Source organism: Snodgrassella communis, assembly GCF_914768045.1.
GTDB classification, from domain to species: Bacteria; Pseudomonadota; Gammaproteobacteria; order Burkholderiales; family Neisseriaceae; genus Snodgrassella; species Snodgrassella communis.
In genome coordinates this window covers 20,708-40,626 of sequence record NZ_CAJZCD010000002.1, presented here as the reverse complement: position 1 = coordinate 40,626, position 19,919 = coordinate 20,708, and the positions used below count along the sequence as shown (strand labels likewise).

17 protein-coding genes are annotated in these 19,919 nt (G+C 43.8%); 10 read left to right on the top strand and 7 right to left on the bottom strand.

Annotated elements, in window-relative coordinates:
• Positions 1-97: 97 nt before the first annotated feature.
• Positions 98-721, bottom strand: a complete 624-nt coding sequence (gene ribA, locus MJ761_RS02215; protein WP_093090752.1) for a GTP cyclohydrolase II — start codon at positions 719-721, stop codon at positions 98-100.
• Between the two features lie 5 nt (positions 722-726).
• Positions 727-1,431 carry a hypothetical protein gene (locus MJ761_RS02210; protein ID WP_093090754.1) on the bottom strand — a complete coding sequence of 235 codons (705 nt, stop codon included), beginning with the start codon at positions 1,429-1,431 and terminating at the stop codon, positions 727-729.
• 410 nt (positions 1,432-1,841) lie between these two features.
• On the opposite strand from MJ761_RS02210, the gene MJ761_RS02205 reads away from it, so the two are divergent.
• The 6 genes from MJ761_RS02205 (at position 1,842) to MJ761_RS02180 (ending at position 10,012) form a co-directional block, all read left to right on the top strand.
• A complete protein-coding gene (locus tag MJ761_RS02205; RefSeq protein ID WP_093090756.1) occupies positions 1,842-2,024 on the top strand; it encodes a hypothetical protein in 183 nt (60 codons plus the stop codon).
• Positions 2,025-2,625: 601 nt separating this feature from the next.
• Entirely contained in the window at positions 2,626-2,934 is a 309-nt protein-coding gene (locus MJ761_RS02200; protein WP_218060187.1) for a DUF4303 domain-containing protein, read from the top strand.
• 808 nt (positions 2,935-3,742) lie between these two features.
• Entirely contained in the window at positions 3,743-5,056 is a 1,314-nt protein-coding gene (locus MJ761_RS02195; RefSeq protein ID WP_093090758.1) for an SLC13 family permease, read from the top strand.
• Between the two features lie 189 nt (positions 5,057-5,245).
• Positions 5,246-6,484 (top strand): multifunctional CCA addition/repair protein, encoded by a 1,239-nt coding sequence (locus MJ761_RS02190; protein ID WP_176715026.1) that lies wholly within the window; start codon positions 5,246-5,248, stop codon positions 6,482-6,484.
• Positions 6,485-6,486: 2 nt separating this feature from the next.
• Complete coding sequence (gene glnD / locus MJ761_RS02185) at positions 6,487-9,051, top strand: [protein-PII] uridylyltransferase (RefSeq protein ID WP_093090760.1); 2,565 nt, start codon at positions 6,487-6,489, stop codon at positions 9,049-9,051.
• A 70-nt stretch (positions 9,052-9,121) separates the two neighbouring features.
• Positions 9,122-10,012 (top strand): NAD(P)H-hydrate dehydratase, encoded by an 891-nt coding sequence (locus MJ761_RS02180; protein WP_093090762.1) that lies wholly within the window; start codon positions 9,122-9,124, stop codon positions 10,010-10,012.
• Between the two features lie 105 nt (positions 10,013-10,117).
• On the opposite strand, the gene MJ761_RS02175 is transcribed toward MJ761_RS02180, so the two are convergent.
• The 3 genes from MJ761_RS02175 to MJ761_RS02165 are packed head-to-tail and all read right to left on the bottom strand — an operon-like array spanning position 10,118 to position 12,525.
• Positions 10,118-10,819: an aspartate/glutamate racemase family protein gene (locus MJ761_RS02175; protein WP_093090764.1), complete on the bottom strand. Its 702-nt coding sequence runs from the start codon at positions 10,817-10,819 to the stop codon at positions 10,118-10,120.
• Positions 10,820-10,844: 25 nt separating this feature from the next.
• Complete coding sequence (locus tag MJ761_RS02170; protein WP_093090766.1) at positions 10,845-11,498, bottom strand: HAD family hydrolase; 654 nt, start codon at positions 11,496-11,498, stop codon at positions 10,845-10,847.
• Between the two features lie 46 nt (positions 11,499-11,544).
• Positions 11,545-12,525 (bottom strand): cation diffusion facilitator family transporter, encoded by a 981-nt coding sequence (locus MJ761_RS02165; protein WP_093090768.1) that lies wholly within the window; start codon positions 12,523-12,525, stop codon positions 11,545-11,547.
• 695 nt (positions 12,526-13,220) lie between these two features.
• On the opposite strand from MJ761_RS02165, the gene MJ761_RS02160 reads away from it, so the two are divergent.
• The 3 genes from MJ761_RS02160 to MJ761_RS02150 are packed head-to-tail and all read left to right on the top strand — an operon-like array spanning position 13,221 to position 17,068.
• Positions 13,221-14,726, top strand: a complete 1,506-nt coding sequence (locus MJ761_RS02160; protein WP_093090770.1) for an MBOAT family O-acyltransferase — start codon at positions 13,221-13,223, stop codon at positions 14,724-14,726.
• Positions 14,713-15,924, top strand: coding sequence for an SGNH/GDSL hydrolase family protein (locus tag MJ761_RS02155; RefSeq protein WP_093090772.1), 1,212 nt, complete (start codon positions 14,713-14,715; stop codon positions 15,922-15,924). Before MJ761_RS02160 ends, MJ761_RS02155 begins: the two co-directional genes overlap by 14 nt.
• Positions 15,914-17,068: a GDSL-type esterase/lipase family protein gene (locus tag MJ761_RS02150; protein ID WP_093090774.1), complete on the top strand. Its 1,155-nt coding sequence runs from the start codon at positions 15,914-15,916 to the stop codon at positions 17,066-17,068. The genes MJ761_RS02155 and MJ761_RS02150 overlap by 11 nt, the downstream gene beginning before the upstream one ends.
• 72 nt (positions 17,069-17,140) lie before the next feature.
• Here MJ761_RS02150 and nfsA read toward each other — a convergent pair whose 3' ends face one another.
• Together nfsA and wrbA are read right to left on the bottom strand one after the other, a co-directional pair.
• A complete protein-coding gene (gene nfsA / locus MJ761_RS02145; protein ID WP_093090776.1) occupies positions 17,141-17,881 on the bottom strand; it encodes an oxygen-insensitive NADPH nitroreductase in 741 nt (246 codons plus the stop codon).
• 19 nt (positions 17,882-17,900) lie between these two features.
• Positions 17,901-18,500 (bottom strand): NAD(P)H:quinone oxidoreductase, encoded by a 600-nt coding sequence (gene wrbA, locus MJ761_RS02140; RefSeq protein WP_093090778.1) that lies wholly within the window; start codon positions 18,498-18,500, stop codon positions 17,901-17,903.
• Between the two features lie 132 nt (positions 18,501-18,632).
• On the opposite strand from wrbA, the gene MJ761_RS02135 reads away from it, so the two are divergent.
• On the top strand, positions 18,633-19,853 hold the full coding sequence (locus tag MJ761_RS02135; protein ID WP_093090780.1) for a YihY family inner membrane protein: 1,221 nt from the start codon (positions 18,633-18,635) through the stop codon (positions 19,851-19,853).
• The last annotated feature ends 66 nt before the right edge of the window (positions 19,854-19,919 follow it).

Here is a 19,919-nt window from a genome sequence, read left to right as displayed (position 1 = left end):
AATTAAAAATACAGCATTGGTGAAAAGATGATGAATGTGGTATTCAATGCAGTCTGCAAGTAGTTACTGTGAAATGCGAGCAGACTGGATAGGTAATTTAGTCGGTAAAGTGTTTTAATTTTTCAATTTTGGTATGCAAGTAATGCTGATTTTCAGGATTCTGTCCAACATGCAGGGGTATGCGATTAACTACGTTGATACCATGCGCCTGGAGTGTGGCCACTTTTTGCGGGTTGTTGGTCATTAGCTGTACTGAGTGTATACCGAGATAATCAAGTATATCTTTAGCCAGAGAAAAATCGCGGGCGTCTACGGGTAGCCCTAAGGCCAGATTAGCATCTACTGTATCCAGACCTTCATCCTGTAGTTTGTAGGCTCTGATTTTGTTTAATAAACCAATGCCACGCCCTTCCTGACGTAAGTAAACGATTACGCCGCATCCTGCCTGCTGCACGGCTTTCATGGCAGCTTCAAGCTGCGGGCCACAATCGCAACGCTTGGAAAATAAGGCATCGCCGGTAAGACATTCCGAATGAATTCGTCCCAGTACTGCTTCGCCACTGGCAATGTCGCCTACGGTGAGTGCTACGTGCTCCTGCCGGTTGCGTATGTCTTCAAACCCGTACATGGTAAATTCACCCCACTGTGTTGGTAAACGGCAGGAGGCAATAAAGCGTACTGGGCTATGATCTTTAATCTGGTTTTGATGTGTTGTTGTCATGATATTTATCCCTTGATAAGTGCTGTACTGGCGTTATGCAGATTTTGCAGTAATGGTGTGATCGCTATGGCCAGTGCTGTCCAGTCGATTAATTCGGCGTCGGTAATGGCATTATTATGCTGATGGGTGGTGTGCAATACGCCGAGTATCTGCCCCTGCTCTCCGGTTATGGGCGCTGCTAGCTGGGAGGCACCGGTCTGTTCACCGCTCAGGTTGCCATCTGCAAGCCATTGCTGAACGTCATTTACTTGATTCAGCCAGCCGGTTGTCGCTGTTCGGGCAAATAGATACTGTTGCACCTGTTGCTGCCCGCATTCAATTCTGGCCGGCAATTTACTGCCCTGAGCCAATAATCGATATAACTGCCCTGCTTTGTCATCTGTTTCGTATAAATATACAGCAAAGGTATCGTTATGATGCCGGCTTGCTATTGAGTCGAAAGCAAGATACATCTGGCGCAAGGTATAAGCGCTGTTATTATTGGCGGTAAACAGATCAACTGGCTGTATCTGACGCAATGCTGCCTGATCCAAGCCAAATTTTTGTGCCAGTCTGAATCCGTTTTCTTCATACCACAATACAGACATATCGATTTCTGCCTGAGCCAGCTCTAATACAGATTGTATCGCCAATATGGCCATCTGTACTTCTTCTGCCGGTACTTTTAATCCTTGCGTTTGCAGGTAATCACGCACCTGAGCGCATATCATATTTGTCCTTACTTTTTTCTTGGCAAGCGATTATTGTAACCGAAAATCGCCCGGATACCTGATACAAGCTACATGGGCGATTAAAAACTTCTTTATTGTTTATTATGGTATTTTGGATGCTGAGAATCAGCAACTATGATTAAATCATTTCTATCAGTTATTTATAAATGATTATTTTGCTGTTTGTTGCCAACAATGAGTTTATTTGTTGATTAATGACTAGCTGAATCAATATATTCTGCTATTAATTAGCCGTATCTAAAGATGCCGTAGTTTACTTTAAACTCTTGTAGCTGTTAATTTAATCTCAGCAAGTTAAATTAAGGTTAAGTTCTTGTATTATTTAAAATTACAATCAATAATAAGTCTACCGTAGCTTCACGGTAGATATTGTAAAAAAGGAGTGGTATATGAGTAATCTGAAACCCGGTGATAATTCTGGTACTAATGGCGGAATTTATCAGGAAGTTGATCAGCATGGTCATGGTGTGGAAAATTATATTACGCTGAAAGACCATGAAAAAGCACCTCCAACTCAGCATGCAGGTAATAGCTGGAAGTTGAAGGAACGCACACCAGACAGTAAGCACTGATTATATTTGTTGCAAGCTATCTGGCTGGCTGTCATGCATGTTGTTAAACGGTAATTTGTTATTGTGGTAACTGCTGCATGATAACAGGCAACCAGATAGCTTTTGTTTGTTATTGATTATATTAATGCTGTATTAGTACTATGAATGTTTACTATTGGCTGTGTTTTATGTAGTCATCTTCTTCTCTCTTTTATACTGTTTGGTTTTATGCTAATTTTCTACCAATATACTAATTAATATGTTGGTTATGATTTTTTATTAAAGAAGTGAACTAAGGAGTTATTGCAATCACTTTAATGATTGTTTAGGTATTGATTATATATTATTAATTCACAAGATTAGTATCCAAAGATGAGGGTGGAGTAATTCTTTGATTAGCCTTAACCACTAGATAAGTTAAAAGATTCTTGATTTTTCCATTAATGGGATTGAGAAATTTTTAATACAAGATTCTGGGTTAATATTTTATGTTTTTGCCTTTGATTGCAACTGTGAATACGGCGAAATTAATTGATGCTTTAATACGGAACAGGTTTTTGCTAAGGTTTTAAACAGTTATTAAAACGGGGGTTTTGCTGAGAATTACTGTACGACAGAGGCAATTTATCACCTCAGATACAGTATCGGTGATTGGGAGTATCAATGTTTGGATACGCTATACGTTTTTAGTGAGGATGAGCTCAATAACTATTTTAATCAGCTTTATCCTAATGGCGTTGATGATTATGGTGTATGGAAAGCTTTCGTTAATAGTTTGTTTGATTTATTCACAAACCAATTAGTTGAATTTTCAAAAACAGAAATTTTTAAAAAATTCCTAAAACGAATGATTTTAAATTTTTTTTGTATAGACCATGATGAAGATATTGAAGAAGCCATAGAGCGCATGAATCTGGTTTTGTCTGATTAAAATATTTTTGGCTATAAGCATTTATCTTTATGGCTTGAAAGATATTTATTTCAATGCTGGTTTTCAGCAGCATAACATTGGTATATGCATGTTTCGAATGCCGGATGAAAATTTGCGCATTATGGTTACTAACCAGCTAATTCTGTTATCTTTTCTATCTAAATGATGTGAAATCGTCTGTTATTGGGTTGATTGGTCAGATAAAGCGGTTAATTTTATGATTTTGGATCTTCCGGTATTTATGGCTGATTATGCTGGAATGCCCTCTGGTGTTGTTGTCTAACATATTGATATAACGATCGTGCTGATAGTCGTGATGCGATTGAGGAAAGCAGCTAATTTCAGCATCTGTTGATAATTGCTTTTTAGCTTTCCCGATTATTTCGGGCCCAGCTTTGTTTGCTGCAACAATGATGTGGTAAGTTTGTGCTCATCGCCAAATTTAATAATACTTTACATATATTCTGTATGTGTATGGTAATCAATGGTTTTGATAAGTGCATTTTGTTTTTCCGGAGAACAAAATGTCATTAATTAAAATTTTTTCTTTTATCTTACATAAGTATATTTTGTAAGTTTGTTTTAAATCAGTTTTTTTTCTAAGAGGGTTTGCTATTGCAAATATATCCATTAGGTTAATTTTAGTTTGTTAGAATCTATTAAATACGCTATAAATGATAAATGATGCATTCACTCAATTTTGACGAAGGAGAATACGACTAAGGTCAAATTAGCATAAATTCCGTTTGATTATTTTACGATTTTCTGCGTAATTTTTTTTCAGAACGATAACAAATCAGGACAATCTATGAACTTACTACAAGTATTATCGCTCGTATTATTAGTTGTGATTTTGATTCTGGCTGTCTGGCGACATGTCAATATTGGTTTGCTGGGGTTTAGTGCTACAGCAGTGTTGGTTATGGTATCTGTGCTCATTGCAGATAGTTCTGCCACAGGGATGGTGCTAAGTAGTAAGGATGTTCTCCATCATTTTCCCGGCGCTATTGTGACGTTGTTAATTGGTGTGTCTATATTATTTGCTCATCTGGAAAAAAGCGGCGGATTGAGCTGGTTTACTGATAAGGTATACGCTAAGTTGGGGCATCATACGCATGTTGTACCTTGGATTGGCTATTTTATTGGATTTACTATTTCTACAGCCGGTGCCTTTTCTACTGCTTCGATTACGTTGCTGGTACCTGTAATTGCAGCTTTGGGCAGAAAACATCCCAGACTGTTTTTTATCTGTGAGATGGCAGCAATTATTGGGGCTAATACGGGGGCATTGTCGCCGATTAATCCCACTGGTCAGGTAATTCTTGATGCAGCTAAAAAGGCGCAAGTTATGTATAACCCGTGGCTGGTATGGCTGCTGGGAATGTTAATCAGTTTTATTTTTGTCATTGCTTTACAGATTGTGTTTCATGAAAAAAGAGTAGTTGATAAAGATGATGTTAATGCATCCAAAAAGGGCTTTTTGCTGCTTAAACCAATCAAGCAGGAAAACGGTGACAATCATCAGTTACAACCATTTTATGCTATATGCTCTACTGTTGCAGTTTTGATTTTTCTTCTGCTGGTGGTCTTTGCTAAAGCCAATGTGGGCTTAACTGCTTTGACGCTGGCTGTGGTGCTGATGCTGTTTTTCCCTAAAAACAGTAAGGATTTTGTGAAAAAGATTCCGTGGAATGCTGTGGTGGTTATCAGTGGTTTGCTGGTTCTCATTGGTACGATGATGCAGATAGATACAATGAAAGCAGTTGAGCATGGGCTGTTAAGTCTGACCAGCAGTAAAATTGCTTTGCTATTTATGCTGGCTTACCTGATTACTTTCCTGAGTAATGTTGAGTCGTCTACTTTAGGCGTAATCAGTCTGATGATTCCGATGGTATTTACTATTTTTGGTGACTCACCGCAAATTTCGCTGATTCTGACAGCCTGTGCAGCTCCGGCGATGCTCAGTGTGGTTAATCCGATTCATATTGCCGGTACGCTGGTGGTGAGTGTTACGGATGAAAAGCAGCAGGAGACAATGTTTAAACGTCTGCTGATTATTGCTTTTTCTACGGTGCCGATTTTCCCGGGCTTGGCTATGATTGTGCCCGTGCTAATGATGTAATTACCGTGCGATGTAAGTGCTCTGCCTGTAAGCAGAGCTTTTTATTATCTATGCTGTAATTGTCTGGAGCTGGCTGATGTTTGAATTGTGTTTTTCTATTGGTTTTGGGTTTATCTGCTGGAAAAATCAGTTAACAGCTGCTCTGGACTACGGCACAATGATATTCTGTTTTTGATTGATACGTTTGATATGCAAATTTATTTAGTTGGTGGGGCGGTAAGGGATAAGTATTTGCAACGTCCGGTAGCTGACCGCGATTGGGTAGTTGTAGGTGCCAGCGCTGAAGATATGTTACAGGCTGGCTATCAGCCGGTGGGCAAAGACTTTCCGGTTTTTCTGCACCCGCAGACACATGAGGAATATGCGCTGGCGCGCACGGAACGCAAGGTAGCGGCAGGTTATGCTGGCTTTACTTTTCATGCAGCAGCTGATGTTACGCTGGAGCAGGATTTGCAGCGACGAGATTTAACGATAAATGCGATGGCAGAAGATGCAGCGGGCAATCTGATCGATCCATATAATGGTCTGTCTGATTTACGCCGTGGTATTTTGCGCCATGTCAGCCCGGCATTTGCGGAAGATCCTGTGCGGATTTTGCGTATCGCCCGATTTGCAGCCCGTTACGGGTTTCAGGTTGCGGATGAAACGATGGTATTAATGCGCCAGATGGTGGACAATGGTGAGGTAAATGCGCTGGTTGCTGAGCGGGTGTGGCAGGAGCTGGCGAAAGGGCTGATGGAAAAGCAACCCCGTTTGATGATTGAGGTTTTACGTATCTGTGGTGCACTGAAGATTATTCTGCCGGAAGTAGATGCTTTATTCGGTGTACCGCAACGGGCTGATTATCATCCGGAAATAGATGCTGGTGAGCATACGCTACTTTGTTTGCAGTATGCAGCCGAACATGATTATTCGCTGGAAGAACGCTACGCTACGCTTACCCATGATCTGGGTAAGGCGCTGACACCAGTTGATAAATTACCTAGCCATCCCGGACACGATCATGCCGGTATTCTGCCTGTGGAGGCAGTTAACCAGCGCTGGCAGGTGCCTAAGGTGTGCGCACAGCTGGCAAGGCTTGTCTGTGAATATCATATCAGGCTGCACAGTGTGAGCCAGTTCAAACCGAAAACGGTTCTGGACATTCTGAAAAAAACCGATGCTTTTCGCCGCCCGCAACGCTTTGCCCAGATTTTACGGGTATGTATGGCGGATATACGCGGGCGGCTAGGATTTGAACAACAGCAATACCCACAACAGCAGCACTGGCTGGCCATGCAATCTGCGGCAATGGATATTGATGCAGCTTCAATCGCCCGTACTACGGCTGATTCGCAGCAGATTGCTCAGGCTATAGATCAGGCAAGATTGAATCAGATCCGCCCGTTACAGAATGCTTATCGTCAATCTCAATCTAACGGCTATTAATTATGTCTGTCTCTGCGCTTGTCACTCAATTATCGGATAAATTATCACTGCATAAACAACTGGCCGCAGAGATGTTCCGGCAACGCCAGCATCCATTTGGATATTTTCGCCAGCATACTCAGGTTGTTACTGAGGTGTTACTTACGCTGTGGCAGGAATTTTTTGCAGGAAAGCAGTTATGTTTACTGGCTATAGGTGGTTTCGGGCGTGGGGAGATGTATCCGTATTCTGACACGGATATGGCTATTATCAGTAAAAATGTGATTGATGATGATCTGCAACAGCAGATTGCTGCATTTGTGCAAATATTATGGGATTTGCAATTACAGCCAGCATTAAAGGTGGGCACGATTGGGGAATTATGTGAAAGTGCACGGCAGGATTTAACGGGTGATTCTGCTTTATTGGAAAGTCGCTTTCTGTGCGGTGAACAGCAACTGGCAACAGAATTTATCCATCAGCTTGATTTGCAGCGTGATGTAGCCGCTTTTATTGAAGGGAAAATACTGGAGCAATGGCAACGCTATGCCAAAGCTTCAGGTGAAGCCAGTCTGCTGGAAGCGAATGTAAAAACTACTCAGGGCGGTTTACGTGATATTCATACGCTGCTGTGGCTGGCTAAGGTGCAGGGATTACCGCCGCAGATTCATGAGCTGATGAAAAAGGCGATTCTGAACCGCACTGAAGCCAGACTGTTACTTAGCTGCCAAAAACAGTTAGCAAAAATTCGCATTGAGCTGCATTTAACTGCCAAACGGGCAGAAGACAGGCTGATTTTTGATCTGCAAACGCTGGTGGCACAGAATCTGGGCTATGCAGATGATGGCACTTCGCGTGCCAGTGAAAAGCTGATGCATGATTTTTACCGTGCTCTTAAAGGGGTAAAACAGCTCAGTGGCATTCTGGTGCCAATGCTGCGCGACCGTGTCTATGCTACTCTACCGCGTGTGATTGCGGAACTTGATGAGTATTACTATCAGGTTGGCAATATGCTGGCAGTACACGATCTTGAGCTTTTCCGGAAAAAGCCAGAACATATTTTTACTATTCTGCGCATTGCTCAGGAACACAGCGATATTGTTGGTCTCGCGCCGAAAACCTTGCGTGTCTGGTGGGCAGCAGCTCATGAGCTGGTTAATGAGGAGTTTTATCAGAATCCGGTTAACCGCAAGTGTTTTGCCAGTTTTTTCAGGCATGGCGACGGGCTGACTCATTTACTGCGGTTTATCAATCTGTATGGGGTGCTGGGACGCTACCTGCCTGCATGGGGAAAAATCGTTGGTTTGCTGCAACACGATTTAATTCATATTTATCCGGTAGACGATCATATTTTAATGGTGGTGCGCAATATGCGGCGCATGGCTATGGAGCAGCACAGCCATGAATTGCCTTTTGCATCTACTCTGATGCATTCCTTTGCGCATAAGCATGTTTTATATATGGCGGCACTGTTTCATGATATTGCTAAGGGGCGTGGCGGCAACCATGCGCAAAAGGGTGTGCCTGATGCACGGCGTTTTGCTGAAGATCATTTTCTGGATGCGGAAGAAAGTGATTTACTCACGTGGCTGGTAGAACAGCATTTGCTGATGTCGATGACTGCACAAAAAGAAGATATTCAGGATCCGGAAGTAGTTGCCCGATTCAGTAAACAGGTAAAAACGGTTGAACGCCTGACTGCGCTGTATTTGCTTACAGTGGCTGATATTCGTGGCACCAATCCTAAAATCTGGAGTTCTTGGAAAGCCAGTCTGCTGGAAAGATTATATAAAGCCACGCTGCACCATTTAAGTGGTAAACAAAGTAACCGGCAGGCAGCTATTCTTGACCGCCGGCAGCAGGCAATGCATGAGTTAAGTCATTATCATATTAGCAAAACTCAGCAACGGGAGTTGTGGCACATTCTGGGAGAGGCTTATTTTGCCCGCCATGAGTGGCAGGATATTCTCTGGCATTTGTCGAAAATTATCAATTATGAACAACAGGCACAGGCGCATACTCGGCTGCTACCGGATACTGATACGTTAAAGGTAATGGTGTACATGCCTAATCGTCCGAAATTGTTTACTGAGCTGGCCTCGGTTTTCAGTGAGGCCGGTATGAATATTCTGACTGCCCGTGCTTATATTACTGAGCACAATTTTATTCTGGACACTTTTATTTTGCAGTTTCCCCCAGGGCTCAGCACTGGCGATTATCTGGCTATTCAGAATAAAACAGAACTGGCGCTGAATCAGTTTGTCAACGGTCATTTGCCGATGTCTGCCAGCAATCCGGCCAATCTGAGCCGGCGTAGCCGCCATATACCAGTTGCACCGCGTATCAGCATTGACGATGAGGAAGATGCTGGCTGGTATAATCTGCACATTATTACGGCTAACCGGCGGTTTTTACTTGCTAATATTGCCGCGGTTTTATCTGAGCTGAACATCAGTATTCGCTTTGCTAAAATCACAACTTTAGATGAGCGTGTGGAAGACAGTTTTTTGATATATGCCCCTCAGCTAGCCGATACGCGGCAGCAATTACGGCTTAAAAATGCTTTGCTTGATCAGCTTCTGCTGTAAGTGAAGATGATACGCATCTACTGAGATATACTTTACAATGGCAGCAGGCGGTAATGACAGGGAGCGGATAATGAACGGGTTTCAGATTGATAATGAACTTCTGAGGCAATGGCGGCGACTGGCGCTTATTCACTTTCCAGCTCTGTGCCAGCCTCGCTCTGCGCACAGCCACAAAGGGACATTTGGCACGCTGGGCATTGTGGGTGGTGCTGAAGGGATGGCCGGTTCGATTACGCTGGCGGGCATGGCTGCTTTGCATTGTGGTTGCGGTAAAGTCTGGCTTGGCTTTCACCAGTCTGCTTTACCAATACCGTTATTGTTTCAGCAGCCTGAAATTATGCTGAGTACTGCAAATCGGCTGCTACAACGCTCAGATATTACTGCATGGGTGATTGGCTGCGGTCTGGGAACAGAAACATCTGCTTTAACTAAGCTGACTGAATGTCTGCAACAGAAAAGCGTTGTCCCTATGCTACTGGATGCCGACGCGCTTAATTTGGTGGCACAACAGCCGGCTTTGCTGAGCAGCAGACAAAATCAACAAGACATTATTTTAACGCCGCATTTGGGCGAAGCAGCACGTCTGTTACATTGTACGATCGGCGAGATACAGAATAACCATTATCAGGCTGTGCGCTGTCTGGCCGAAAAATATGATGCATGGGTGGTATTGAAAGGTCACCAGAGTCTGATAGCGTCGCCCAACGGGCAGGTACAGCAAAATGAAACGGGTAATTCAGGGCTGGCAACTGCCGGTAGTGGTGATGTGCTGGCTGGAATTATTGGCAGTTTACTGGCTCAACGCATACCGCCACAACAGGCTGTTTATGCTGGTGTATGGTTACATGGTGCTGCCGCAGACATTCTTGCAGCCAGTGAAATCGGCCCCATAGGTTTATGTGCCAGTGAAATAGCAGCAGCTGTACGCTGGCTGCGTAACCGCCTGACTGAACCAGTCTGAATACGATAAAAAACTGATGGCGATGAGCAGATAATGACCATCAGTTTTGGTTTTGTGTTAGTTTATATATTAGCGTTTTTACGATATCGGAAAGATGCTGCGCATTTATTGCTCATCTGCCAAAGCCCAGTCTACGGCGGCAGTTGCATGGATAGCAGTAGTATCAAATACCGGAACAGGACTATCAGCCTGCGACACCAGTAGCATAATTTCGGTACAGCCCAGAATAATCGCTTGTGCACCTGCATCTACCAGACGCTGGATAATTTGCCGGTACTGCTGGCGCGATTCTTCTCGGATAATACCTGATACCAGTTCGTTATAAATGATTTTGTGTACGGTCTGGCAATCTGTGTCATTCGGAATCACTACTTCCAAACCAAATTTATCTGTAAGCCGCCCTTTATAAAAATCTTGTTTCATGGTGAATTCTGTACCTAGCAAACCCACTTTGTGCAGTTTTTGGCGACAAATCTGCTGTGCAGTTGCATCGGCAATATGCAGCAGTGGAATGCGCACGGTGTTCTGTACCTGTTCGGCCATGCGATGCATGGTATTGGTACAAATTACGATGCATTGTGCTCCGCCCTGCTCCAGTTGGCGCGCAGCCGTACACATGTTTTCTGCCAATTCATCCCAGCATCCCTGATGCTGCAATGCTTCAATTTCTGCAAAGTCTACGGATAACATGACGCTTCGGGCAGAATGCGGGCTACCCAAACGGTCACGTACTTGTTCATTAATCATGCGGTAATATTCGGCAGAGCTTTCCCAGCTCATGCCACCCAGTAAACCGATGGTTTTCATGATATGCCTTTTGCTAGTTAAACAGCTATTTTGTCAGCAATCTGAGAATTTCTTTTGGCTGTTCAATAATATAATCTGCCGGCCAGCTTGCTGTGTTATCTTGTGCACTGATATAACCCCAGTTTGCTAGTACTGTTGTCATGCCGGCATTGCGTCCAGCCTGCATATCACGTTCCGCATCACCGATATACAGGCAGTTTTCAGGCATCACGTTGATTTGCCGGCAAGCATAATACATTGGTTCGGTACTCGGCTTGGGTGCACTGGTGGTATCACCACTGACGACAACTGCCGGCGCGATACTGCAACCTAGTTTCGGTATCAGGCGTTCGGTGAATATATGTGATTTATTGGTGATAATACCCCAGACTATACCTTGCTGATCGAGCTTCTGTAAGACTTCATTTATACCGCCAAAGAGTACTGTTTGTTCGGTAAAGTGCTGTTCATACTCTGCCATGAATGCCTGTCTTAAAGCGTTAAATTTAGGGTTGTCAGGCTGTATCCCTGTACCTAGTTTAATCAATTCTGCGGCGCCATGACTGGCTACAGGACGAATTTCGGTCATATTTTTGGGCGGTAATTGCTGCTGCTCCAATACGCGATTAAGGGCTGTACCTAAATCCGGCGCGGTATCTGCAAGTGTACCATCCAAATCAAATAATACTGCTTTAATCATGTTTTCTATCCAGTCAAATATCATTAATCATTCAGCATGTATTGTATTAATGTGCATGCCGATGGGCAACCGATGGAATGCAGCACAGCAGATTATTGCTGTGGGTATGGGCAGTGCTTTCTGTCTGTACGGTTACATGGTGGATGTTATGTGTCAGTAGTGTTTCTGCCAGTGCATTCACTAATTTTTCTGCTTCTGTCACTGTTAATGCGCCATCAACCACAATATGGCAGGATAAGGCATTCATGTTGCTGGTGATGGTCCATGCATGTAAATCATGTACTGCTTCAATTCCGGGCATGGCCAGAATAATGTTACTCAATTGTTCCAGTTCAATGGTATCTGGTGTACTTTCCATCAGAATGCGCAGGGTTGTTTTCAGAATTCCTAGGCCACTGTAGGCAATCAGACAGGCAACTACGATACTGGTGAGCGGATCAGCCCAGCGCCAGCCAAACAGCATCATGAGTACGGCAGCAGCAATTGCCCCCACAGAACCCAGTAAGTCGCCCAGCACATGTAAAAAAGCGCCACGCATGTTGACGTTATGCTTGGTCTCGCTACTCCGATGCATATACCAAGCGATAATGATATTCACCAGCAAGCCAAGAATGCTGATAATCAACATGCCACGGGTAGCGATATCGGGCGGATTGATAAAACGGCCGATTGCTTCATACACGATCATCACTGCAATCACAATCAGTGCCATGCCATTCACCGCAGCAGCAATAATTTCAAAACGCTTATAGCCAAAAGTCTGGCGCTGATTAACTGGGCGTTCACTCAGATGAAATGCTATTAGGGATAATGCCAGTGCGAGTGTGTCCGAAAACATATGGCCTGCATCCGACAGCAACGCAAGGCTATTGGTTAACCAGCCACCTATAATTTCTACTACCATGTATGCGCCGATCACCAGCAGGGATATGCGTAGAACCTGCTTATCTGTACTGTGTGAACCTAGATGGTGATGATGTGCAGCACCATTATGGTGGTGTTCATGGGTATGGTTGTGTTCGTGCATATAATGCCTTTTTCAATTGTCTGCTACTGCTACGGGTTAAACCCTGATAGGAGGTGAAATTCAAATTTTTACGCCTGTTGTGATCATTCCGAGACATGTTGCTGATACAAATATACTCTCAAATGGTGAATACCTGATTCTATTTGATATTAACAGAAAAAAGAGAAAATCTGCTGTTGTTTAATTAAGTAAGACATCAATAGTACTTGTGGCAGAGAGTCGAGATATTGCTTTATGGGTATTGCGCGCGCGGTTAATAGTCGTTTACTAAAATTAAATTTGTTCTGATAACAAAATTTTGTATCTGAATTTTGTTACAATTCTTCACATTTACAGGTAAAATATTGTTTCCCGTCATTAATTCAATTAATTTAGCATAGCAGTATCGGATTATGGGAATTACCGCCAATTCAGATTAACTGAAAAGAATGCAAATTCAGCAATGTTACACTGTAAGCTTGACTTTATCTGTGTAAGCGGGTTTGTGTTCATAGTGTATGAATATTAATTCTTAGCGTATTAACGGCATCTGAATAATATCACTATTCGATTGCAACCCTGCTAGAGGAGCAGCAGGTGCGTAGTTTCAGTTTGTACGCACAAACATGAATTAACAGGTTTCAATAGGTACTTTTCTGCTTAGTTTTATTTGGCACGGTTTAACAATCACTATTTTTTGACTGTTCATCTGCTTCATGTTTAGCTTTATTTCCATTGAATTCGGCCTGTCATTTATCGCTTTTTTCTGTCTGTACTGGCTTTTGGGAGCCAGACCGCAGCTGCAAAATTTGCTTTTACTGTGTACTAGCTACTTAATTGTTTATTTGAGCGGGAAAGCACAGGCATTATTTGCTTTAGTGATATTCACTGTATTTATTTATGTTATTTCCATCCGGATTAATGTCAGCAGTAAACCCAAAATCTGGCTGATAAGCGGGTACATGTTTACGCTGCTGAATCTGATGGTGTGGAAGTATTTCGATTTTTTCCGCACTCAGTTGGGCGATGGTCTGGATACATTCGGCCACAATTCTGACTGGCTGGCGGACATTATATTACCGCTGGGCATATCTTATTATTCATTTCAGGCAATCAGTTATCTGGTTTCTCTTTATCAGTTGCGCAGCAATGCACAACCGGCTGACAGGCAGTTTTCTCTGCCCGGGCTGGCTTTGTATCTGAGTTTTTTTCCTACTATTACGGCAGGCCCGATTGCACGTGCCTATGATGCGCGCGGGCTGACAGATATTTCCAGTAAGCCCTGTGGCATGCTAACGCAAATACACATGCCAGAACGCCGCCGGATTCTGGCGCCCGCTGTAGCTTTATGTCTGATTGTAATAGCACTGATGAAGAACTGGTGGTTATCAGGCTGGATTGCCGATAACTGGGTTGATCCGGTATTTGCGAATCCTATGCAGTATCACAGTCTGGAAATTCTGGCTGCTATTTATGGCTATACAATACAGCTTTTTTTCAATTTTTCCGGTTATAGTGATTTAGTAGTAGCTATGGGGCTACTGCTGGGATTTCGTTTGCCCGTGAATTTTCTCGCGCCACTACTGGCTCATAATATCCGGGAATTCTGGCAGCGCTGGCACATCAGTTTGTCCACGTGGATACGCGATTATATCTATATTCCATTAGGTGGTAACCGGCACGGTATGGTGCGAACCCAACTCAATCTGCTGATTGCCATGGTTTTATCTGGTATCTGGCATGGCAATGGCTGGCACTTTTTTATTTGGGGATTACTACACGGTGCCGGCATGATTGCGCTGAATCTAGGCGATTTACTGTACTCCCGTCTGCGCCACTGTACTTTGGAACAGGCACGCAATGGTCTGAGTAAAAGCAATAAGGCTGGCAATATTATCAGCATTGTGTTTACGGTACATTTTGTGTGTTTCTGTTTTGTCTTTTTCCGTGCGCCAACTGTTAATGATGCCTTTCTCCTGTTACATGCTCTGCTATACAACCATGTTAATGTACCACTGACTACCAATCCATTTTACTTTTTCAGCCTGTTATTGCTGGCATGGATGCTGTATCCGTTGCTGGCAAAATTCATTGCTTCGTTATATGAGCGTGCTGATACTTTGCCTCGCTACAGCCTGATTCTCCCTCTATTGCTGTTGCTGATTCTGGTATTAATCTGCGCGCCGGCTGGTATTCCGGGATTTATCTATGCCAACTTCTAAATATCGCCGTCTGCCTTCATATCAAAATTACAATCAGCAAAAAAAATATAGTCAGTTTAATCAAATACCGGTGGTGACGCTGAAAACAGTAACCACTTTGCCGATGGTGGTGGCCAGTGAAGAACCGAAAACTGAAATACAGGTAGAGAAAAATAATAAGCAGCAATTTCGTTTTGTTTTGCTGACTTTGATGATTACTGCGGGCATTTCATTATGGCTGATGCAAGATTCGGTGACAGCTTATTATCAACAAACCTACCATCAAAACAGCATTTTACTAAAACTGAAACAACAGATATGGTGGCAAAAAGGAGCACAGATTGGCATGATGCTTAATGATGGTGTTGTTCGGCTTAATCAGAATATTGCCACGGTTAACCACGATATTATTACGGCTTTTAATAAGCATTATGTCTATGCACACAGGGATAATTTAAGGTTACAGCAACAGGCGAATCTGGCTGAACAGCAACGCCAGCAGAAGCTGCAAAAGACTGCAAGAGAAAATAGTATTAAAACAGCCTTTACACTCAGTTCTAACGATGTGGTATTTTTTGCTGGTGATTCACTGATGCAAGCTGTAGCACCACATGTGCAAAAATGGCTTAGTGATGACTATGGCATTAAAACTATCAATCTGAGTAAGCAGAGTACTGGGTTGACCTATTCCAGTTTCTTTAATTGGCCGCAAACTATTGAGCGTACTTTGGATAATAATCCGCATATCAAGATAATGGTGATGTTTCTAGGTCCGAATGATCCGTGGGATGTTCCCGATCCGCGAAATGGCAGCAGGTTCATCAGCTTTGCATCTGCACAATGGGAAAGTATGTACCGCAGCCGAATTAAAACCATTATGGATACTGCCCGGCAACATCAGGTAACTGTTTTATGGCTTACACCGCCGGATATGCGTCGCAATAAGCTTAATGAACAAATGGTTTACCTGCGCGAGCTCACTACAGATGAAGTAAGTAAAAATCACGGCTATATAATGGATACGCGGGCTATGCTTGGTAGCAATGGTGGTAAATTCAATGATACGCTAACAGAAGCTGACGGAAAGAAAATCAAAACCCGTAGTCCGGATGGTATTCATTTCACAGTTTCAGGACAGAAAATAATTGCCAGAAACATTTTTAACCGCTTTAATCTACCGCCTCAGTCTGTTAAAAACGATACGTCAAATGGACACTAAAAAACATTTTGCCATTCTGGGCTGCTGCCTGTGGATAATGGCCTGTTCAGCTGATCCAACTCCGGCACAATCCAACCATTATCATGCCCTTTTATCCGCACAGGCTGAACATGCTGCACAGCTTACTGAAGCTTTACAGAAAAAAAGTCTTAATATTGTGCAACTGGGCGATTCCCATACTGCGGCAGATTACCTTACTAACGCCGCGCGTGTGCGTCTGCAACAGCAACTGGGCAATGGGGGTCCGGGTTGGGCGATGCCCGTTCATTTTTCCGGTATGCGGCTGGCACGCTTTACTTATGAGAATCAAGGCTGGCAGGCTATTTCCAGCCGTACGCAAGCCAGCCAGAATTATGCTCTCGGCGGTTTGATTGCTACTCCGTCTATTGGTTCGCTGATGACTATCAGAACCCGTGAACCTGAAGCTGAGCAAACGGTTATTGTCAGTATCCGGCAGGGACAGAATGATGAAGACTTGTTCGTTACGGATGGTAATGGTGAGGAAATTTTGCTTTCAGCACAGCCTAAGGATAATCAGTGGCATTTCAGTACGTTTAATGCACGTTTTCCGCTAACAATCAAAGCTGGCATGAATTTTCAGACTGCTATAGGCGGATGGTGGATGCGAAATAAAAACCAACAGGGAGTAGTATTTTCTGCTTTGGGAATTAATGGTTTCCAGCTCAATCAGTGGAATCGCTGGAATACTCAGGCATGGCAGCAGGAGCTGAATGTGATTGCACCAGACCTGATTATTCTGGCCTTTGGCACAAATGAAGCCTATAACGGGGTAGAAGTTGAAACGGTTAAGCAGAATTTGCTGGAGACGATTACCCGGATTCGCACGGCTTCACCTAAAAGTGCCATTATGCTTCTGGGAGCACCAGAAAGCCTGAAAAGTACTGCTGGTTCCTGTGGTGTGCGCCCTGAAAAGCTAACTGAGCTGCAAGCGATGCAAAAAGAAGTGGCATTAAGCCAGCATACTTTCTACTGGGACTGGCAAGCGGTAATGGGGGGCGAATGCAGTATGAAATCATGGATAAATCAGGGACTGGCGCGCAGTGATGGCGTCCACTTTACAGCCAGTGGTTATCAGCGCCTTGGTGAAGCATTGGCAGACAGTATTCTTTCACTGCGTCGATAAGATTAGCCCTACTTCAATTCAATCATACCAGTTCTGCACGAGGCAGAACTGGTAAATTTTTACCAAATTTATTTAGCGTTTGGCTAAACCCTGCTGGTGCAGAAATGGCAGAATCTGTGGACGTACCGGCTGAGCAAAATTATTGGCTACTGCCTTACTCCAGTTCAGTTCCAGTCCGCTGCGTTCACGGTAATATACGTTGAGCTGTTCATCATAAGCAGCCAGTTTGGCCGGGTCGAGCGGACGATAGCGGTTTTCGCTCACTAATGTATCCAGCGGCAAGCGCGGGCGATACATTGGGTCTTGCGCCGGATACCCAAGGCACAGCCCAAACAGAGGAAAAGTTAATTGTGGCAACTCCAGTAGTTCGGCTGCCCGTTGTACATCATTACGCAGGGAACCAATATACACTCCGCCTAATCCAAGCGACTCTGCAGCCAGCAGACAGTTTTGCGCCATGATACCCGCATCGACAGCACCGATAATCATGCCTTCCGTCCAGTCTAGCTGTGCTTCGGGAAAAGCAAGCTTGTGTTTGGTGTAATCAACGCAGAATACCCAGAATTCAGCTGCGGTGCGCACATATTTCTGATTAGCGGCAACTTCAGACAAGGCAGCACGTTTTTCCATATCTGTTACACGAATAATGTGCACAATTTGCATAAAACTGGATGAAGAAGCGGCACGGCCTGCTTCCCAGATAGCCTCACGCTGCTCATCTGTTAACGCTTCGTCGGTAAATTTTCGAATGGAGCGGTGGCGATAAATAGTGGGCAGGGTAGCCGCACTGCTTAAATTGGAGTGGTAACTCATGATAATTCCTAAAGTTGTTTCAGCGCGCTAGACGCAATGCCAGTTCTGCTAGTCGTTTGCCTTGCGCAAATGCCAGTGCTTCTTCTGCATCACTCAGTATGGAGCAATTTTCGTGTCCTGCAACATGGCTGGCACCATAAGGGGTTCCTCCGCTTTGTGTCTGATTCAATTGCGGTTCACTGAATGGTATACCGCACACCAGCATACCATGATGCAATAAAGGAGTCATCATACTTAAAAGTGTACTTTCCTGTCCGCCATGCAGGCTGGTGGTACTGGTAAACACACAGGCGGGCTTACCAATCAGACTACCGGCCAACCACAAGCTGCTGGTACTATCCAGAAAATATTTCACAGGTGCTGCACAATTACCAAAGCGGGTTGGGCTGCCAAGTGCCAGTGCGGCACAGCTTTGCAGTTCTTCCAAGGTAACATAGGGCGCACCCTCGTCTGGAATTTCCTGCTCTGTCGCTTCACACACAGCTGACACTTTGGGCACAGTTCGCAATAATGCTTCACAACCGGCCACACTGTCTACTCCGCGTGCCAGTGCCAGTGCCAGATTACGCGTACTGCCAGACAGGCTGTAATAAACCACCAGAATAGGTAAATCTGCCATACAGCACTCCTTTAATAGTGTTTGAATGTTTGTATTGTGCCGTAACTATGATTACTTGACCAGTAAGCATGGAAAGTCTGCACAGTATGCGCTTTTTAGTTACAATCAGCTAGCCACTTGTCAGGAGTAGCCATGGATACACATGCAAATAAAAGCAAATATTTAATGCAGCGTCTGCCTCAATTTTTACTGTTTGTTGGACATAATTATCAGCGCTGTAATCTGCCATTGATTGCTGCCAGTCTAACTTTCACTACTTTACTGGCACTGGTACCATTTTTTACCATTACTGTGATTGTGGTAAATGCCTTTCCCATGTTTGCGGATATGGCAACACGCTTTAACCAGTTTCTGACACATATTATTGTACCGGCAGCCGGTGCCGACTCTGTCGGTGATTATCTGTATGCCTTTCGCGATAAAGCCAGCGGGCTCACCGCAGTAGGCATCAGCTTTATGATTATCACTTCATTGATGCTGATTCAGACTATAGAACAAGCGTTCAATCAGATCTGGCAGGCACGTGACCAGCGTCCGTTATGGATTCGGATTCTGATTTACTGGGCATTACTTACTCTTGGACCAGTGGCACTGGGCATGAGCCTTTCAGTTATTGGCTTATTATCCAATCCGGCCAATATGGCTAGCCAGATTCCGTTTTACAGTACATTATTTGGTATTATCACTAATCTGGCGCTGTTTACTCTGTTACTGTTTCTGCTATACAAGCTGGTACCATTTTGTTTTGTTCAGTGGCAGCATGCTTTATTGGGTGCAGTTGTCACTGCTGTTGCGCTGGATTTACTGCGACGCGGATTTGCTATTTTCGTAATCTATTTTGGCAATTACCAGAAAGTATACGGTGCCTTTGCTGCTATACCGGTATTTTTAATCTGGCTAAATTTATTATGGCTGTTGTTACTCACCGGTGCAGTATTCACTTCTTCGCTGCGCTATTGGCATCAGGAGAGATTTCGCTATCTGCATCAGTATCAGCCTTTTGAAAATGTGCTGAATTTACTGTACCAGCTAGTACAGGCTCAGCAACATGGAGGAGCAGTTAAATCCGGCCAGCTGCAACAACAACTTAGTATCAGTGATAAGCATTTAGACCAAATTCTTACCCAGCTCCAACAGCAGCATTATATTGCTTACAGCAGCAATGGCTGGCTATTGCAGACAGATCCAAACAAAATCATACTGGCTGATTTGTATAAGCTATTTATTTATCAGCCAAACTCCAATTCAGCGGTGTCCAGTTCAATTCAGTCGCTGTTACAACCCTGTCTACAGCAACTTGATATCAGCCTATATCAATGGGTAAAACAATTACCACCGCAGGTTTCAGAGTAGTAACCACTGAATTAAGTATAAAATAACTTTGCCACTGGTATTTTCTGGTAAATAGTTTTACATTTA

Bases quoted from the DNA above. Each gene is read 5' to 3' on its own strand.
- MJ761_RS02150 (WP_093090774.1), top strand. From the start codon at position 15,914: ATGGACACTAAAAAACATTTTGCCATTCTGGGCTGCTGCCTGTGGATA.
- MJ761_RS02205 (WP_093090756.1), top strand. From the start codon at position 1,842: ATGAGTAATCTGAAACCCGGTGATAATTCTGGTACTAATGGCGGAATT.
- wrbA (WP_093090778.1), bottom strand. From the start codon at position 18,500: ATGGCAGATTTACCTATTCTGGTGGTTTATTACAGCCTGTCTGGCAGT.
- nfsA (WP_093090776.1), bottom strand. From the start codon at position 17,881: ATGAGTTACCACTCCAATTTAAGCAGTGCGGCTACCCTGCCCACTATT.
- MJ761_RS02210 (WP_093090754.1), bottom strand. From the start codon at position 1,431: ATGATATGCGCTCAGGTGCGTGATTACCTGCAAACGCAAGGATTAAAA.
- ribA (WP_093090752.1), bottom strand. From the start codon at position 721: ATGACAACAACACATCAAAACCAGATTAAAGATCATAGCCCAGTACGC.
- MJ761_RS02170 (WP_093090766.1), bottom strand. From the start codon at position 11,498: ATGATTAAAGCAGTATTATTTGATTTGGATGGTACACTTGCAGATACC.
- MJ761_RS02160 (WP_093090770.1), top strand. From the start codon at position 13,221: ATGTTTAGCTTTATTTCCATTGAATTCGGCCTGTCATTTATCGCTTTT.
- glnD (WP_093090760.1), top strand. From the start codon at position 6,487: ATGTCTGTCTCTGCGCTTGTCACTCAATTATCGGATAAATTATCACTG.
- MJ761_RS02180 (WP_093090762.1), top strand. From the start codon at position 9,122: ATGAACGGGTTTCAGATTGATAATGAACTTCTGAGGCAATGGCGGCGA.
- MJ761_RS02165 (WP_093090768.1), bottom strand. From the start codon at position 12,525: ATGCACGAACACAACCATACCCATGAACACCACCATAATGGTGCTGCA.
- MJ761_RS02175 (WP_093090764.1), bottom strand. From the start codon at position 10,819: ATGAAAACCATCGGTTTACTGGGTGGCATGAGCTGGGAAAGCTCTGCC.
- MJ761_RS02155 (WP_093090772.1), top strand. From the start codon at position 14,713: ATGCCAACTTCTAAATATCGCCGTCTGCCTTCATATCAAAATTACAAT.
- MJ761_RS02195 (WP_093090758.1), top strand. From the start codon at position 3,743: ATGAACTTACTACAAGTATTATCGCTCGTATTATTAGTTGTGATTTTG.
- MJ761_RS02190 (WP_176715026.1), top strand. From the start codon at position 5,246: ATGCAAATTTATTTAGTTGGTGGGGCGGTAAGGGATAAGTATTTGCAA.
- MJ761_RS02135 (WP_093090780.1), top strand. From the start codon at position 18,633: ATGGATACACATGCAAATAAAAGCAAATATTTAATGCAGCGTCTGCCT.